The organism is Kutzneria sp. NPDC051319, from assembly GCF_040682195.1.
Classification (GTDB): domain Bacteria; phylum Actinomycetota; class Actinomycetes; order Mycobacteriales; family Pseudonocardiaceae; genus Kutzneria.
This window is the reverse complement of record NZ_JBFBAM010000015.1, coordinates 168,034-183,056: the sequence shown is the minus strand read 5'-3', so window position 1 is coordinate 183,056 and position 15,023 is coordinate 168,034. Positions and strand designations below refer to the sequence as shown.

Sequence of the window (15,023 nt, the reverse complement as noted above, 5' to 3'; positions counted from 1 at the left end):
TCCGGGGGCGCGGCCGTCCGCGCCCCCGGATCCGTCAGAACCAGGGGTTGGTCCAGCCCAGGTAGTGGCCGCCCCACCGGGTCTGGATGGTGGCGATGGTGGTCTCGCTGAGCTTGCCGGCCGAGACGATGTCGTTGGAGACGAACTTGCCGCCGCCGATGGAGATCATCACGTGGCCGTAGGAACTGTTGGGGATGCTGAAGAAGGCGAGGCCGCCGGCGGGGACGGTGGTGCCGCTGTGCTTGTACTGGGACGGGGTGGCCGACCAGTGGGCGGCGGCGCTGACGTGGCCGCTGGCCGAGCGGCCGTAGGCCAGGGCGACGACGTGGTCGCAGCGGTGGTTGTAGTCGGAACTGGTGACGCCGACGTGGTTTTTGGCCCACGTGACGGCCTGGGCGCAGGTGTGCGGATTGCTGGTGGCGGGGCTGGCGCACGTGACCGCGGCGGGCGCGGCGACGGCGGCGGGCGCGGCCATGACGACCGGGGCGGTCAGCACGGCGGCGGCGAGCAGTAAGGCCTTGATCCTCATGGTCATCCTCCCAGTTTTCTGGCGACGTCCTTACGCAGCTGGGGCAGCATCTTGTAGAGGACGTCGCCGGGGCAGTCGGTGGCGAGATAGTCGCGGTGGCCCTGGATGGCGTTGGGCGAGATCGAGTACTGCGAGCAGACGTAGGCGCACAGGTCCACCAGCGAGTTCCACAACTTCGCCGGCGGCTGGGCGGTCATGTAGTTGCCCTCGTTCTCGATGCCGATGGCGATGTCGTTCTGCCCGGGGCAGTGCGCGGCCCGCACGATCTGCGTGCCGCCGCGCAGGGTGGGCAGGCTGTTGTGCCGGCCCTCCATCAGGATTCCGCCACGGGTGTTGGTGAAGTGCTGGCCGGTGTCGCTCCAGTGGTTGTCGTCCATGTGGTGGTTCTGAATGGACCGGGCCAGCGCGTAGGCGTGCGCCTGCGAGTAGTCGGTGGAGTTCGGGGTGTCGGTGTGGTGCACGAGGATCCGCACCGGCTTGTGCGGCAGCACGGTGAGCGGGTCGGCCGGCGGCCGCGCGCCCCAGGCGGCGCAGCTGGCGATGGACGGCGCGGTGACGCCGAACGCCGGTCCCGCGCCCAGGGCCGCGCCGGTGAGCGCGATGCCCGTGAGCGCCGCCGACCGCAGCAGGGTCCGCCGATCGAGGAAGTCTCGCACCGGGATTCTCCATTCGTCAGGTGCCGACAGACTTCTGCCCGCGTCGGCCAACCGTCAACCGAGGGGCCACAAACGGTCACGGAAAGTCCCACCTGGACACGTTTCGGCCCGGCCGCCTAGGCTCGGGCCCGAGAGTTGTCGAGAGAAGCTTCTGTCCGGTGATGGAGCCGGCGTCCGGGTGCGTGTCCCCGCCCGGCGCCACGAGTGGACGGTTCCAGGCGTGACCGCGGGTCGGTGAATCAGGGCGCCGACGACCCCGTGCGGCGCGTCCCGCCCGGCAGCGAACGGGACACGCTGTGCCTTACCGCGCCCTGCTGCGCACACCCTTTTTCCTGACCACGGCCGTCGGCCGGGTCGGCGTCGCCATGACCAGCCTCGGCATCGTCTGGCTGGTGCACGAGCGCACCGGCTCGTACGTCACGGCCGGCCTGGTGACCGGCGGTTTCGCCGTCGCCGAGGCGGTGGCCGGACCGCAGCTGGCCCGGCTGGCCGACCGCTACGGCCAGACCCGGGTGCTGCCGCCCATGCTGCTGGCCCACGCCGCGGCGGTGGCCCTGATCCTCACCGGGACCGAAACCTGGGTGATGGCGGCCGGCGGAATCCTGGCCGGCGCCGCCATTCCCCAGCTCGGGGCCCTGTCTGCGGCTCGTTGGGCGGCGCTGCTACCGGCCGAGACCCTGCCCACGGCCTTCGCACTGGAGGCGCTGGCCAACGAACTGGCCTACCTGACCGGGCCGGCACTGGTCAGCGTCATCGGCTACCCGGCCGTCGGCACGACGGTGGCCGCCACCCTGGTTGTGACCGGCGGGCTCGCTCTGGCCGCCCAACGCCGCACCGCGCCGCCGACCAGCACCAGGGCCGCCCGCCGAAACCCAGGCCGTTCCCTGCTGCGGCCCCGATTCGCGGTACTGGTCGGCGTCAACCTGGGCCTCGGCGGCTTCTTCGGCGCCATGCCCATCTCGGTGACCGCCTTCGCCGTCGAGCACGGCTCCGCCACCGTCCTGTTCGCGACATCTAGCGGCGCTAGCCTCCTGGCGGGCTGGCTCTACGGCCTCCGCCGGTGGCGCACGGCCCCGCGCGTGCAGTTGGCCCTGGTCACGTGCGGGATGACGGTCGCCTGTCTGCCGTCGCTCGTGGCCGACTCGCCGCTCGAACTGGGGATCGGCCTGGCGCTGACCGGACTGGCGGTGCCCGTGGTCATCGTCACCTGCTCGATCAGCGCCGAGGCCGCCGTCGACCGGGCCGTGCTGACTCAGGCCTTCGCCTGGCTGGCCTCGGCCAGCGCCGCCGGCTCCGCCCTCGCCGCGGCGGCCGCCGGCTGGGCCGTGGACGCCTTCGGCCCGCACGGCGGCTTCGCCGTCGCGGCCGCTTCCGCTGCCCTGATGGCCGTCATAACGTGCCTATGCCTTGCGTAACCGCCCGGTTCGGACATGCTTGGCAGATGGCTGAGGCAACGGTCGGACAGCGACACCGGCTCCCCGTGCGGGTCCTGCTCGCCGCGAGCGTGGGCAACGCGATCGAGTGGTACGACTGGACGATCTACGCGACGTTCAGCATCTACTTCGCGAAGGTGTTCTTCCCGGCCGGCAACGACGTGCTGGCGCAGCTCAACACGGCGGCGACGTACGCGCTGGCGTTCTTCTTCCGGCCGCTGGGCGGGTATCTGCTCGGCCGGTGGGCGGACACCCGGGGGCGCAAGCCGGCGATGATCGGCACGATCCTGCTGATGGCCGGCGGGTCGCTGGTGATCGCGGTCCTCCCGGGCTTCGAGCAGGCGGGCTGGCTGGCGCCGGTGCTGTTGCTGCTGGCACGAATCGCCCAAGGGTTGTCCCTGGGCGGTGAGGTGTCGAACGCCTCGGCCTACCTGGGGGAGATCGCGCCGCCGGAGCGCCGCGGGCGGTACTCGGCCTTCTTCTACATCTCAACGGGTTCGGCGGTGCTGCTGGCCTCGATCCTCGGCTACGTGTTGTCGCACACCATGTCGACCCCGATGCTGATCTCCTACGGCTGGCGGATCCCGTTCGTGGTGGGCGGCGTGCTCGGGCTGGTCGGGCTGGTGCTGCGCAGCACGCTCAAGGAGACGGAACCGTTCGCGCAGAACAAGACCCGGGTCAAGGACCCGCTGCGCACGACGCTGCGGGAACACCCGAAGGCGGTGGGCTGGCTGGTGGGCACGACGGCGGTGTCGACGCTGGTCTACTACACGTACTTCAGCGCGCTGACGCCGTTCGCGGTGACGAGCCGGCACGCGGCGGCACAGGACGTCTTCCTGGCCCTGTCGATCGGCACGGCGCTGTTCGTCGCGCTCCAGTACCCGTTGGGCGCACTGGCCGACCGGTTCGGACGTAGACCGCAGATGCTCGTCTTCACCGCGGCGACGGCGGTGTTGAGCGTGCCGCTGTCGACGCTGATCGGCCCGGGCCTGGCCGGTCTGACGGTGGTGTTCTGCGTGGGACTGGGCCTGTACACGGCGCAGACGTCGATCGCGCCGGCGCTGATGAGCGAGCTGTTCCCGACCGAGGTGCGGGCACTGGGCATCGGCGCCTGGTACAACATCACGGTCGCGCTGCTGGGCGGCACGGCGCCGCTGGTGATCAACGCGCTGGCCGCGGCCGGGCTGTCCACGCTGTTCTTCTGGTACCTCACGGCGATCGCGGTGATCGGCTTCCTGGTGGTGCTCACGCTGCCCGAGACCAAGGGCAAGACCCTGACCTAGATTTCACCCTGGCGTCGGGGGTTGAGATGCGCACGGTAGCCGTCCGTCTCGGCCCGATCACGGCATCAGCCAGCGGAGATGCGCAGCCCTGCGCCGTTTGGGGTATTGCCGGGAAAATCACCCGGACAGCCGGTGGACCCCCTGCCGGCCCAACGGTTGCCGCCGAATCGACTACCGAGCGCAGCGCGCGGCGGTGATCACCGTGGCAACCAGGACCGGCGCTGTGCCAATCGAAGTCGTGAACTCCGCCGGTTCAGGAGGATTTCGCGCGGAAGTCGCCTCGGTCGGGCCCGGGTACGCTGCCGGGCGGGTGGATCGTCGGCACCAGGAGGCTCACCATGGGAAGCGTTCCTGCATTTCCCCACGGTAGGCCGCTGACGCGGGCGGACCTGGAGGCGATGCCAGATGATGGGCACCGCTACGAACTCGTGGACGGGACGCTCGTCATGAGCCCGTCGCCCCGTCCACTGCACCAGCGCATCGTCGCGCGGCTGCTGATCGCGCTGACGATGAACTGCCCGGCGCACCTGGAGGTGCTGCCGGCCCCCGTCGATGTCGTGCTGGCCGACGACACCGTGTTCATCCCGGACGTGGTGGTCGGCCGGCGCGAGGACTTCACCACGACGCATCTGGCCGGCGTGCCGGAGCTGGTGGTGGAGGTGCTGTCGCCGAGCACCCGGCTGGTCGACCTGAAACTCAAGCGGGCCAAGTACCAGGAGGCCGGCTGCCCGAACTACTGGCTGGTGGATCCGGGGCTGCCTGAGCTGCGCTGCCTCGCGCTGCGGAACGGGGTGTACACCCAGATCCTGACCGCGGTCGGTGACGAGATCATCGAGGTGCACGAGCCGTTCACGGCGCTGCTCAGTCCCGCCCAACTGGTCGCGCCGCACGGTCGGTGACGGCGCCGGCTTCCTCGGACCGGCGCTGTTCCCGTTGCGCCGCATCGGTTTTGCGGTCGAAAATGCGGTGCAGGTGGATGATCTTGCGCGCCGGCTTCTCGGCGTCGCGCTGTGCTGCCATGCCGTCCATGATGCCAATCGCGATCTTGGTTTCCGGCCGGTTCCGGCCCCGGCGCGACGACCGGCAGTCGGTGGTCGCCGAATGGCCGACGCCCGGTTAGGCCGGACCGATCACCCCGGTCACGTGCGTGAATTGGTCTGAACATCGGATGTCGGTGCCCGGTTTGACCGTTCTGTTGGCGTCGTACGGCCACAGTTGCCCGTCCCCTCTCTTGACGCATCGGCGCGACCTCTCGTAGAAGTGAGAACGGCTCGCCAGCGGCTCCGCCCCGCCCGAGCGGTCATGACACCGCCACAGGACGGAGTTCTCGCGTGCGCTTCACCGGACGCCGGCTGACAGCCGGCTTCGCCGTCACCCCGCTGGTCCTCGCGGCCGCCGCCGTGATCACACCGGCCGCCCAGGCCGCGACCCCCGCCGTGCAGCCCGGCGTCTACGCGTTACCCACCGGCGACCACGTGCGCATCCACGGCGACAGGGCCGACTTCCTGCCGGCCCCCGGCCACAGCGCGGCCGCCGTCACGACGTGGCTGGACGGTCGGCCGACCGTGGTGCCGGCCAGCGCCATCGGGCACATCAGCTCGTTGGACGCCTTCGAGATCGGCGGCGCGAAGCCGGCTGCCGCGCACCCGGACTACGCGATGGCGCCGCTGCACATCACGGCACTCGACCACGAGGGCAAGCCGGTGCAGGCGGCCGAGGTCGTCGTGATCAACACCGATGATCCGGGCCGAGCCATGTGGGACGGCCTGATGTTCACCGGCGACTCCAGGATCGCCGTGCCGGCCGGGCACTACAGCGTCGCCGTCGCCGCGTTCGAGACTGACGCCAAGGACAACCCGACCGAGACGGAACTGCTGACGGCCACCGACGTCACGGTGCCGACCGCCGGCGCGGCGGTCGCCCTCGACGGCCGCAAGGCGTCGCCGGTGTCGTTCACGACGCCGCTGCCCAGCGTGGACAGCGCCACCGTCGTCGGTTGGAACCGCGGTGTGGGCACGAAGCTGGCCATCCTGGACATCGGAGCCCTCGCGGGCACGCGGTTCTACGTCGGTCAGGCGGCCAAGGCGAAGTACGGCACGCTCCAGTACTCCGTCGCCGGCCGCCGCACCTCCCCCGCCGCCGCGATCGCGCCGTACAGCTACGCGCTGGCCACGCCGAAGACGGACTCCATCGGCGCCAACCAGACCTACGCGGTGAAGGCGTCATCGCTGGCCACGATCGACAACACCTACGTGACCGATCAGCCCAGCCAGGACGCCATCTACTTCGACGACTTCGCGCTGCACGGCCAGGGCACCGGCAATCCGGCCCTGCCCAGCCTCCCGTACCTGCCGGTGAAGGCTCCAAGTGCCGACCGGCACTATGTGTCCACCGACGCCTCCTTCGACTACGACGCCACCTTCAACCCCAACGGCGCGCCCTACACGAACCTCGACCGCGTGCTGCCGGTCAAGCCCGGCCAGCATGTGTCGCTGGCCTGGCGCGGCGGCGTGGTCGCGCCGGCACCGTCGACTGTGGACGGTCCGTGCTTCCTCTGCCGTGACGGGGACACCCTGCACGGCGTCGGCGTGATGGACACCGACTACTCCGGCAACATCGGGCAGTGGAGCGACGGCCCGACCACGCTGTCCGAGGACGGCAAGCAGATCTACAGCGGCGGCACCGAGGGCTACGAGTTCGATCAGCAGCTGGCCGCCGGCAAGCACCGCTACGTCTACAACATCGACGCCACGCACGACACCAACGTCACCGCGCTGTCCACGCACACCCAGATCGCCTGGGGCTTCGACTCCACGACGTCCACCGGCCCGGTGCCGATCCTGTACGCCGGAGCGGGTTTCAGCCAGGACAAGCACGACAGCATCGCGCCCGGCAAGGCCACCGTGTCGTTGTCGTTCCACCACCAGTCCGGCACCGCCGACCCCGACGTCACCAAGGCGACCGCCGATGTCTCTTACGACGACGGCACAACGTGGCAGCCGACGACCGTCACCCTGACCGACGGCCACCACGCCACCGGCGCCTTCACCGTGCCGGCCGGCGCCAAGCCCGGCTACCTGGCGCTGCGGTTCCACGCCGTCGACCAGGCCGGCAGCACGCTGGACGAGACCGTGCACAACGCGGCCCTGGTCAACGCCCCGAACGGCATCGCCACGGCACCGTCCAATCAGGACACCCAACCGGCCGCCGACGTGCATCCCGTGTGCGCCAACGCCGCCCGTGGCCACGCCCGCTGCCTTGCCCTGTCCGCCACGGCCAAGTGGCAGCCCTCTTCGGCCAAGCTGCCGGACGGCCTGTCCCCGGCCGACATCAAGTCGGCGTACACCATCCCGGCCGACGCCAAGGGCGGCACGGTGGCGATCGTGGACAACGGCGGCGACGACACCGCTGAGGCCGATCTGGCCGTCTACCGCGAGACGTACGGCCTGCCGGCCTGCACGACCGCCAACGGCTGCCTGACGATCCTCAACCAGGACGGGAAGTCCTCGCCGCTGCCGCCGGTGGATCCGGAGGACGACTGGACCGACGAGATCTCGCTGGACCTGGACATGGTCAGCGCGGTCTGCCCGGCCTGCCACATCGTGCTGGTGGAGTCCACCAGCTCCGACACCGTCGACCTGGCCAAGGCCGAGACGGCCGCCACCGGCTCGGGCGCGACCGCCGTGTCCAACAGCTGGGGCGGCGACGAGGACACCGAGGACATGGCCCACGCCAAGGACTTCACCAAGCCGGGCGTGGCGATCACCGCCTCCACCGGAGACGCCGGCTTCAAGGAAGCCAGCTGGCCGGCCTCGCTGAGCACCGTGATCGCGGTCGGCGGCACCAGCCTGACCAAGGCGAGCAACGCCCGTGGCTGGACCGAGTCGGCGTGGAAGGGCGCGGGCTCCGGCTGTTCCGGCTACGTGGCCAAGCCGTCATGGCAGAAGGACAAGAACTGTCCTAACCGGACGATCGCCGACATCTCCGCGGTGGCCGACCCGGCCACCGGCCCGGCGGTGTACTCCAGCGGCGACTGGTACGTCTCCGGCGGCACCAGCGCCTCCTCGCCGATCATCGCGGCGATGGTCGTGCTGGCCGGCAACTCGGCGAAGTTGGCCAATGCCAAGTACATCTACCAGCACCCGAGCGCGCTCAACGACGTGACGAGCGGCAGCAACAAGCACTGGGACTGCGGCGGCGACTACCTGTGCACCGCCGGCAAGGGGTACGACGGCCCGACCGGCCTCGGCACACCCAACGGACTCGGCGCCCTGTAAGGAAAGACGCGGGTGACGCCGAAACCGGCGTCACCCGCGTCAGGAAACTATCGGACCACCTGGACCACGTCGCCCGGTGTCAGGCTTCTGTAGAAGGTGGCGGCCGCGGTGGCCGAGAGGTGCACGCAGCCGTGCGAGGGATCGGTCAGGCTGCCCTCGTGGAACGCGTCGCCTCCGTTGAAGAACACCGAATAGGGCATCGGCGCGTTGTTGAAGATGGTGCTGCGGTGGTGCAGATCCTTGAACGTCACGCGGAAGGTTCCCGGATCCGTCGGCGCGCTCGCCATGCCGGTCTTGACCGGCACCGGTCCGTAGGTCACGACTCCGCCGCGCATCAGCCACGCCTGCTGCGACGAGAGATCGACGCAGGCCCGCGCGGTCGCGGAACACGGGCTCGACGGCGCGGCCTGAGCCGGCGTCGCCATCACCCCGACGGCACACCCAGCGGCGATTGCCGCGCCGGCAGCCAGTTTCACGGTTGTGGTCATCAGTTTTCGCCTCCGTCCTCACGGTACGGCTACCCGTGATCGCGGGCGGAAAACGAGAGAAGGCGAAAAGTCTTCAGATGCGCGACGAAATCCTGACGCGTCAAGCACATCGTGGAGGGCGTGGCCGCCATTCGCGCTGTGCCAAGAACATCACCGCATGCGGCGATGTGGGCGCGCATCCCCGACCTCCGCACGCCCACATCTGTTCCCGCACCCGGAGTTGGTATGCCCCATGCCACCGCCGGCCAAACCAGAAATTTTCCCGATTGGGGTCAAGTGCTTTGACCACCACGGTTCAGAGGTCCACAAAGGACACTCACCCGAGCGGGGCTGCACCGTTGGGCGGTCCGGGCTAGCGTGGCCACTTCAACGGAACCGACGTCGAACGGAGAATCCATGCTCACGCTCACGCCGACCGCCGTGGAGGTCGTGCGCGGTCTGACCAGCGACGACAGCGTGCCCGACGGCACCGGGCTGCGCATCGCCAACCAGGACGGCCGTCTCGCGCTCGCCCTCGCGCCCCAGCCCGACGATGCGGACCGCGTGATCGCCGGCGATGGCGCGAGGCTGTTCCTCGATGACTCCGCCGCGGCCTACCTGGACGACAAGGTGCTGGACGCCAACGTCGACGACCAGGGCAACCCGACGTTCACGCTGGCCAGTCAGCAACCGCCGACCGGCGAGTGACGTACCGGGGAGAACGTGCGAACGCCACGTGCGCGGCCATCACGGCCGCCGCACGTGGCGTTATGCGTGTCTGAAGGTCAGTGCCGGTCGGAGCCCATGAACGGGGCGGCCGCCAGCAGCGCGCAGGTGACGCTGACCGTGATCACGACGAGGTGCAGGATGTGGTCGGCCAGGTTCAGGCCGAGCGAGTCCGGCACCGCCACGCCGTAGGCGAACAGGCCCGAGAACACGGCGAACTGGAGCAACGCCCAGCTCGCGGTCAGCCGGCGCACGAACGACGCCAGCGCGCCGATCACGCCGAAGATCACCAACAGCAGGCTGTGCACCGGGCTCAGCGCCAGGCCGATGACGTGCGCGGTCGGCGTGACGTCGCCGAGCGAGCCGCCGCCGGAAACCAGCCCCACGACGCCGATGACGGCGACGAGCACGCCCAGCACCGCGAAGATCAGTCGCGGCACGCGCGAGTGGTCGACCATCTCCTCCGCCTTTCGGAACGTCAGTGGATCTCGGGCGGGATCCTCGCACAGTCGGCGCGGGCGCTCGTGCCGACCCCACCATCCACCGATCGGTTGACCCCGGTGTGATCGCCCGGTCGATCCCGCGAAAGGGCCTGCCCGGCGACGCTTTTCCCATGGCAGTCATCGAGGTGGAGCACCTCCGCAAACGTTATCGGGATCACGTCGCCGTCGACGACGTGTCGTTCACCGTCGAACGAGGCGAGATCTTCGGCGTGCTCGGCCCGAACGGGGCCGGCAAGACCACCACCGTGGAATGCGTCGATGGCCTGCGGGTGCCCGACGCCGGCGCCGTACGGGTGCTCGGTTTGGACCCGCACCGCGACCACGACGCCCTGCGCACCCGCATCGGCGTGCAGTTCCAGGAGAGCCAGCTGCCCGAGAAGATGCGCGTCCGGGAGGCCTTGCAGCTCTACAGCTCCTTCTACGCCGATCCGATGGACTGGCGGCGGCTGCTGGACGACTGGGGCCTGTCCGACAAGGCCAACAGCCCGTTCGGCAAGCTGTCCGGCGGCCAGAAGCAGCGCCTGTTCATCGCGCTGGCGCTGGTCGGCAAGCCCGAGATCGCCGTGCTGGACGAGCTCACCACCGGGTTGGATCCGCAGGCCCGCCGGGACACCTGGGGCCTGGTCGAGGACATCCGCGGCCAGGGCGTCACCGTGTTGCTCGTCACGCACTTCATGGCCGAGGCCGAGCGGCTGTGCGACCGGATCGCCGTGATCGACCGCGGCCGCGTCGTCGCGCTGGACACGCCGGCCGGGCTGGTGTCGAAGGTGGCCGCCGAGCAGCGCATCCGGTTCCGGCCGAGCGTGCCCGTGCCGGACGGCCTGCTCACCGACCTGCCCGAGGTCACGTCGGTGCGCCAGGTCGGCCCGCAGCTGGAGATCACCGGCACCGGCGACATGCTCCAGGCCGTCACCTCCGTGCTGGCCCGACACCGGATCGTCGCCGCCGACCTGCGTCTGGAGCAGGCCAGCCTCGACGACGCCTTCGTCGCCCTGACCGGCCGCAACCTGGAGGAAGTGCAGTGAGCGCCGGATTGAGCCGCAACGCCGCCTCGGAACTGCACCTGAAGCAGGCCGGCCTCGACGACGCCTTCGCCGCACTGGCCGACCACACGATGGAGGAAGCGCGATGAGCGCCCAGATTCGCATCGCCGTCTCGGAACTGCGCCTGTACCTGCGCGAGCCGGCCGCCGTCGCGGCCACGCTCGGCCTGCCGCTGCTGATCATGATCTCGTTCGGGCTGATCGTCACGCCCGGCGGCGACCCGATCTACACCTACTTCCCGGGCCTGGCCATCTCGTTCTCGCTGGCCATCCTGTCGCTCAACCTGCTGCCCACGATCCTGGCCGGCTACCGGGAGAAGGGCATCCTGCGCCGGCTCTACACCACGCCCGTGCACCCGTCCAAGGTCCTCATCGGACAGCTGCTGGTCAGCTGCGCGGTGGCCGTCGTCATGGCGGTGGTCGTGGTGGTGGCCGGCCGGCTCATCGGCTTCCCGCTGCCGGCCCAGCCGCTCGGCTTCGCGCTGGCCTTCGTGCTCGGGGCGCTGGCCCTGTTCTCCGTCGGCCTGCTGGTGGCGGCGATCGCCCCTACCGGCCGGATGGCCACGGCCATCGGCATGCTGTTGTTCTTCGTCAGCATGTTCACCGGCGGTGTCTTCACGCCGCGCGAGGCGTTGCCGGGCTTCCTGAACCGGATCGGCGACTTCATGCCGCTGGGCGCGACCATGCAGGCCGTGCGCGACTCGTGGAACGGTCAGTTCCCGCAGCTGCTGCATCTGGCCGTGCTGGCTACCATCACGGTCGTGTTCGGGCTGGCCGCGGCCCGGCTGTTCCGCTGGGAGTAGCGCGCCATGACCGAGAACGACCGGCTGATCTTCCGGGTGAGCAGTTACGCCCTGCTGGCCGTCTCCACCCTGCTCGCGCTGACCGTGCCGATGAACGACACGCACCAGTCCGTCCCGGTCACGCTCGCGCTGGCCGGGGCGGCGGCGCTGTGGCTGTTGTGGACGGTGCGGGGCCTGCCGCGACAGCGGGTCCTGTACTACGTCGTGTTGCTGGCGCTGATCGTCGCGCTGGTGTGGGCCAACTCCTGGTACTCGGTGTTCGGCGCCATCGGCTTCGGGCAGGCGCTCGGGCTGCTGCCGCCGCGCTGGATCGCCGTCGGTTTCGGCGCCCAGACCGCGCTGACCGTGCTGGTGCAGGGGCCGGACTCGCCGAGCTGGGTGGTGCTGGTCAACGTGATGGTGCCGATGGTGTGGGCCGGCGTCGCGGTGGGCCGGCAGACCGAGAAGCACCAGCGCACCAGCGAGGAGCTGGCCGCGGCGCTGGCCGAGAACACCGGCCTGCACGAACAGCTGCTCGTGCAGGCCCGGGAGGCCGGCGTGCTGGACGAGCGGCAGCGGATGGCCCGGGAGATCCACGACACGCTGGCCCAGGGCCTGGCCGGCATCATCACCCAGTTGCAGGCCGCCGAGCAGACCGGCGACCGCTCGCACGTGGAGCGGGCGACCCGGCTGGCCCGGGAGAGCCTCACCCAGGCGCGCCGGTCCGTGCAGGCGCTGCGGCCGGAACCGTTGGAGGGCAACAGATTGGTCGACGCCGTGGCGGAACTGGCGCAGGGCTGGTCGCGGGACAGCGGCGTGCCGGCGACGATGTCGACGGAGGGCGAGCCGCGGCCCGTGACGCCCGACCGGGAGGTGGCCCTGTTCCGGGTGGCCCAGGAGGCGCTGGCCAACATCGCCAAGCACGCCAAGGCTTCCCGGGTCGGGGTGACATTGTCCTATTTGGACGACCAGGTGGTGCTCGACGTCCGCGACGACGGCCGCGGCTTCGTCAGCGACCGGGATGACGCGTCCGGGGCGACCGCCGCGGCAGCGGGGCCGAGCGGAGGTTTCGGGTTGACCATCATGCGACAGCGGCTGGACGGCGTCGGCGGGGCCCTGGCCGTCGAGTCGGAGCCGGGCGGCGGCACGGCGATCTCGGCGAGCGTGCCCGGTGAGTGACCCGATCCGGCTGCTGATCGTCGATGACCACCCGGTGGTGCGCAACGGGCTGCTCGGCATGTTCGCCGGCGATCCCGAGTTCGAGGTGGTCGGGGAAGCGGCCGACGGGGCCGAGGCGGTGGCCTACGCCCAGGCCCTGGACCCGGACGTGGTGCTGATGGACCTCCGCATGCCCGGCATGGACGGCGTAGCGGCGATACGAAAGCTAGCGGCGCTAGCGGTAAGGGCCAGGGTCCTGGTCCTCACGACGTACGACACCGACAGCGACGTGCTGCCGGCCGTCGAGGCGGGAGCGACGGGCTACCTGCTCAAGGACACGCCGCGGGCCGAGCTGCTCCGCGCGGTGCGCGCCGCCGCCCGCGGTGAGGCGGTGCTGTCCCCCACCGTGGCGACCAAGCTCCTCGGTCAGGTCCGCGCCCCGGCCAAGGACGACCTCAGCAAGCGTGAGCTGGAGGTCCTGGGCCTGATCGCCAAGGGCGCGACCAACCGCGAGGCCGCAGCCAAGCTGTTCATCAGCGAGGCCACGGTCAAGACCCACCTGCTGCACCTCTACGCCAAGCTCGGCGTCTCCGACCGCGCGGCGGCCGTGGCCACGGCCTTCGCCCGGGGGCTGCTGCGGTGATCTGACCGGCAATACCGCTTCCGACCACTCCTGACCGGCGGCGGATCGTCGTATGGTCGACCGAGGGGGTGGCGCCATGCCAACGCTGGTCTTCATGCTCACGGTGGCCACGGTCGTCCTCTGGGGCGGGGCGGCGATCCGGGTCTGGCTGGCGCTGCCGCCGCCGAAACAGCCGCTGGCGGTGGCTTATCTGGCCGTGCCGGTCGTGGGCCTCGCCTTCGTGGCGTTCGGCGGGCCCGTCGGGGACCTGGCGATGGGCCTCGCGGCGATCATGGGCCTGGTGTTCTGGCTGACCACGGGCCTCCGGCCGGAGCGGGCGGTGGAGATCCGCGACGAGGAGCCGGCGCGGAACACGCACCGCTCGGGCGAGCTGCTGATGCGCCGCCAGCTGAGCGTCGTCGGGGCCGTGGTGCTGCTGATGGTGATCCTGATCATCACCCTGCCCTGGCTGCGGGACGTGCAGTGGCTGAGCCGGTGACCGATAGGGTGGAGCGCACCTGAAACATGTGAGGAGAGCTCCGCCATGGCGCTGGAAAAGCCCCTTGTCGAACCGTACGACGGCGACGCCCCGGCCGACCTGGTCATCGAGGACATCACCGTGGGTGAGGGTCCGGAGGCCACGGCCGGCCAGCTGGTGAACGTGCACTACGTCGGCGTCTCGCACTCGACCGGTGAGCAGTTCGACGCGTCCTGGGACCGCGGCGAGGCGTTCCAGTTCCCGCTGGGCGGCGGCCGCGTCATCGCCGGCTGGGACCGCGGCGTGGCCGGCATGAAGGTCGGCGGCCGACGCAAGCTGGTCATCCCGCCGCACCTGGGCTACGGCGACCGCGGCGCCGGCGGCGTCATCAAGGGCGGCGAGACCCTGATCTTCGTGGTGGACCTGCTCGGCGTGAACTAACCGCCGGCAGTATGCAGGGAAGGACGCCTTACCCGCGTTGAACGAGGGTAAGGCGTCCTTCCCTGCATCAGAACCACTGCATCAGGCGGCCCACTGGCGCAGCGCCTCGAAGTCCTCGTCGCGGAGGCCGAGGCGGGGGTCGACCCAGTGCAGCAGGGCCTGGCCCTCGTGGTGCGTGGCGACCCATTCCCGGTCGGCCGGGGTGATCTCGTCGTCGACCCAGGCGAACGGCCGTCCGGCGGCCCAGTCGACGATGTGCCGGGTCTTCCAGTGGATGCCGGCGGGGTCCTCGAAGTGCTCAAGGGGCCAGTCCAGCCAGGGCAGCTCGGGCAGGTGCAGCGGCGGCCCGATCCACTCGTTGGCCTCGTCCTTCCAGGTCGTGGCCCACACGAGCTCGTAGGGCAGCCCCATCAGCCGCTCGCCGTGCGTGACGTTGAGCCACACCCGCAGCGGCCGCACGAAGGCCTCGGGCCGGTGCCGGTTGGCGGCGATCCACGTTCTGGGTTTGGTCCGATACGTGGTGTAACCGACCGGCCGCCGATGGGCTTTGGCCATGTACGGGTTCAGCGGCCCGTCCACGTCCAGCAGCAAGACCGGCCGGCTGGCGCCCACGCCACGACCCTAGG

17 protein-coding genes are annotated in these 15,023 nt (G+C 70.4%); 11 read left to right on the top strand and 6 right to left on the bottom strand.

The window, feature by feature from the left end:
* Window positions 1–34: 34 nt before the first annotated feature.
* Window positions 35–535 (bottom strand): hypothetical protein, encoded by a 501-nt coding sequence (locus AB0M73_RS18320; RefSeq protein ID WP_363891782.1) that lies wholly within the window; start codon window positions 533–535, stop codon window positions 35–37.
* Entirely contained in the window at window positions 532–1,185 is a 654-nt protein-coding gene (locus AB0M73_RS18315; RefSeq protein WP_363891781.1) for a peptidoglycan recognition family protein, read from the bottom strand. Before AB0M73_RS18315 ends, AB0M73_RS18320 begins: the two co-directional genes overlap by 4 nt.
* A gap of 296 nt (window positions 1,186–1,481) precedes the next feature.
* Here AB0M73_RS18315 and AB0M73_RS18310 point away from each other — a divergent pair, with 296 nt between their 5' ends.
* The 3 genes from AB0M73_RS18310 to AB0M73_RS18300 all read left to right on the top strand — a co-directional run bounded on the left by AB0M73_RS18310 (window position 1,482) and on the right by AB0M73_RS18300 (window position 4,800).
* Window positions 1,482–2,600 carry an MFS transporter gene (locus AB0M73_RS18310; protein ID WP_363891780.1) on the top strand — a complete coding sequence of 373 codons (1,119 nt, stop codon included), beginning with the start codon at window positions 1,482–1,484 and terminating at the stop codon, window positions 2,598–2,600.
* A 26-nt stretch (window positions 2,601–2,626) separates the two neighbouring features.
* Window positions 2,627–3,901 carry an MFS transporter gene (locus tag AB0M73_RS18305; RefSeq protein ID WP_363891779.1) on the top strand — a complete coding sequence of 425 codons (1,275 nt, stop codon included), beginning with the start codon at window positions 2,627–2,629 and terminating at the stop codon, window positions 3,899–3,901.
* Window positions 3,902–4,239: 338 nt separating this feature from the next.
* Complete coding sequence (locus AB0M73_RS18300) at window positions 4,240–4,800, top strand: Uma2 family endonuclease (RefSeq protein WP_363891778.1); 561 nt, start codon at window positions 4,240–4,242, stop codon at window positions 4,798–4,800.
* Here AB0M73_RS18300 and AB0M73_RS18295 read toward each other — a convergent pair.
* Window positions 4,763–4,921, bottom strand: coding sequence for a hypothetical protein (locus AB0M73_RS18295; RefSeq protein WP_363891777.1), 159 nt, complete (start codon window positions 4,919–4,921; stop codon window positions 4,763–4,765). The two genes, AB0M73_RS18300 and AB0M73_RS18295, sit on opposite strands and share 38 nt — an antisense overlap.
* 311 nt (window positions 4,922–5,232) lie before the next feature.
* Here AB0M73_RS18295 and AB0M73_RS18290 point away from each other — a divergent pair, with 311 nt between their 5' ends.
* The gene (locus AB0M73_RS18290; protein ID WP_363891776.1) at window positions 5,233–8,178 is read left to right on the top strand and encodes a S53 family peptidase; all 2,946 of its coding nucleotides are present in this window, start codon (window positions 5,233–5,235) and stop codon (window positions 8,176–8,178) included.
* A gap of 47 nt (window positions 8,179–8,225) precedes the next feature.
* Here the strand turns inward: AB0M73_RS18290 and AB0M73_RS18285 are convergent, their stop codons facing one another.
* Window positions 8,226–8,666: a L,D-transpeptidase gene (locus AB0M73_RS18285; RefSeq protein ID WP_363891775.1), complete on the bottom strand. Its 441-nt coding sequence runs from the start codon at window positions 8,664–8,666 to the stop codon at window positions 8,226–8,228.
* Window positions 8,667–9,062: 396 nt separating this feature from the next.
* Between AB0M73_RS18285 and AB0M73_RS18280 the strand changes: the two genes are divergently transcribed.
* On the top strand, window positions 9,063–9,353 hold the full coding sequence (locus AB0M73_RS18280) for a hypothetical protein (RefSeq protein WP_363891774.1): 291 nt from the start codon (window positions 9,063–9,065) through the stop codon (window positions 9,351–9,353).
* Between the two features lie 77 nt (window positions 9,354–9,430).
* Here AB0M73_RS18280 and AB0M73_RS18275 read toward each other — a convergent pair whose 3' ends face one another.
* A complete protein-coding gene (locus AB0M73_RS18275) occupies window positions 9,431–9,829 on the bottom strand; it encodes a DUF4383 domain-containing protein (protein WP_363891773.1) in 399 nt (132 codons plus the stop codon).
* Between the two features lie 155 nt (window positions 9,830–9,984).
* Here AB0M73_RS18275 and AB0M73_RS18270 point away from each other — a divergent pair, with 155 nt between their 5' ends.
* From AB0M73_RS18270 to AB0M73_RS18245, 6 genes are all read left to right on the top strand, one after another.
* Entirely contained in the window at window positions 9,985–10,899 is a 915-nt protein-coding gene (locus AB0M73_RS18270) for an ABC transporter ATP-binding protein (RefSeq protein ID WP_363891772.1), read from the top strand.
* A 103-nt stretch (window positions 10,900–11,002) separates the two neighbouring features.
* A complete protein-coding gene (locus tag AB0M73_RS18265) occupies window positions 11,003–11,719 on the top strand; it encodes an ABC transporter permease (RefSeq protein ID WP_363891771.1) in 717 nt (238 codons plus the stop codon).
* 6 nt (window positions 11,720–11,725) lie between these two features.
* Entirely contained in the window at window positions 11,726–12,877 is a 1,152-nt protein-coding gene (locus AB0M73_RS18260) for a sensor histidine kinase (RefSeq protein ID WP_363891770.1), read from the top strand.
* The gene (locus AB0M73_RS18255) at window positions 12,870–13,499 is read left to right on the top strand and encodes a response regulator transcription factor (protein WP_043723768.1); all 630 of its coding nucleotides are present in this window, start codon (window positions 12,870–12,872) and stop codon (window positions 13,497–13,499) included. The genes AB0M73_RS18260 and AB0M73_RS18255 overlap by 8 nt, the downstream gene beginning before the upstream one ends.
* Window positions 13,500–13,575: 76 nt before the next feature.
* Window positions 13,576–13,977, top strand: coding sequence for a hypothetical protein (locus AB0M73_RS18250; protein WP_363891769.1), 402 nt, complete (start codon window positions 13,576–13,578; stop codon window positions 13,975–13,977).
* A 45-nt stretch (window positions 13,978–14,022) separates the two neighbouring features.
* On the top strand, window positions 14,023–14,397 hold the full coding sequence (locus AB0M73_RS18245; protein WP_363891768.1) for an FKBP-type peptidyl-prolyl cis-trans isomerase: 375 nt from the start codon (window positions 14,023–14,025) through the stop codon (window positions 14,395–14,397).
* Between the two features lie 81 nt (window positions 14,398–14,478).
* Here AB0M73_RS18245 and AB0M73_RS18240 read toward each other — a convergent pair whose 3' ends face one another.
* Complete coding sequence (locus AB0M73_RS18240) at window positions 14,479–15,009, bottom strand: hypothetical protein (RefSeq protein WP_043723764.1); 531 nt, start codon at window positions 15,007–15,009, stop codon at window positions 14,479–14,481.
* Window positions 15,010–15,023 lie beyond the last annotated feature (14 nt).

Bases quoted from the DNA above. Each gene is read 5' to 3' on its own strand.
- AB0M73_RS18320 (WP_363891782.1), bottom strand. From the start codon at position 535: ATGACCATGAGGATCAAGGCCTTACTGCTCGCCGCCGCCGTGCTGACC.
- AB0M73_RS18305 (WP_363891779.1), top strand. From the start codon at position 2,627: ATGGCTGAGGCAACGGTCGGACAGCGACACCGGCTCCCCGTGCGGGTC.
- AB0M73_RS18300 (WP_363891778.1), top strand. From the start codon at position 4,240: ATGGGAAGCGTTCCTGCATTTCCCCACGGTAGGCCGCTGACGCGGGCG.
- AB0M73_RS18295 (WP_363891777.1), bottom strand. From the start codon at position 4,921: ATGGCAGCACAGCGCGACGCCGAGAAGCCGGCGCGCAAGATCATCCAC.
- AB0M73_RS18285 (WP_363891775.1), bottom strand. From the start codon at position 8,666: ATGACCACAACCGTGAAACTGGCTGCCGGCGCGGCAATCGCCGCTGGG.
- AB0M73_RS18280 (WP_363891774.1), top strand. From the start codon at position 9,063: ATGCTCACGCTCACGCCGACCGCCGTGGAGGTCGTGCGCGGTCTGACC.
- AB0M73_RS18275 (WP_363891773.1), bottom strand. From the start codon at position 9,829: ATGGTCGACCACTCGCGCGTGCCGCGACTGATCTTCGCGGTGCTGGGC.
- AB0M73_RS18270 (WP_363891772.1), top strand. From the start codon at position 9,985: ATGGCAGTCATCGAGGTGGAGCACCTCCGCAAACGTTATCGGGATCAC.
- AB0M73_RS18265 (WP_363891771.1), top strand. From the start codon at position 11,003: ATGAGCGCCCAGATTCGCATCGCCGTCTCGGAACTGCGCCTGTACCTG.
- AB0M73_RS18260 (WP_363891770.1), top strand. From the start codon at position 11,726: ATGACCGAGAACGACCGGCTGATCTTCCGGGTGAGCAGTTACGCCCTG.
- AB0M73_RS18250 (WP_363891769.1), top strand. From the start codon at position 13,576: ATGCCAACGCTGGTCTTCATGCTCACGGTGGCCACGGTCGTCCTCTGG.
- AB0M73_RS18245 (WP_363891768.1), top strand. From the start codon at position 14,023: ATGGCGCTGGAAAAGCCCCTTGTCGAACCGTACGACGGCGACGCCCCG.